This is a genomic window from Salimicrobium humidisoli, assembly GCF_002295105.1.
Classification (GTDB): Bacteria; Bacillota; Bacilli; order Bacillales; family Halobacillaceae; genus Salimicrobium; species Salimicrobium humidisoli.
This window is the reverse complement of sequence record NZ_NSGH01000060.1, coordinates 1-243: the sequence shown is the minus strand read 5'-3', so window position 1 is coordinate 243 and position 243 is coordinate 1. Positions and strand designations below refer to the sequence as shown.

Below are 243 nucleotides of genomic sequence, written 5' to 3'. Positions count from 1 at the left end.
AGGATACTCTCCTCGCCTACCTGTGTTGGTTTGCGGTACGGGCACCCGCCATCCTCGCTAGAGGCTTTTCTTGGCAGTGTGAAATCAGGAGCTTCGATACTCATTTTCTCTCCCCGTCACTGCTTGCGCTTGCCGGACGGATTTGCCTATCCGACGCGCTCACAGCTTGGACGCACACATCCAATGGTGCGCTCTCCCTATCCTCCTGCGTCCCCCCGTTCGCTCGAACGGAGGCGGGTGGTA

The 243-nt window shown here is 58.8% G+C and carries 1 rRNA gene; it reads right to left on the bottom strand.

Features of this window, described 5'->3' with window-relative positions:
• Positions 1–243, bottom strand: a 23S ribosomal RNA gene (locus CKW00_RS13540); the annotation flags it as partial.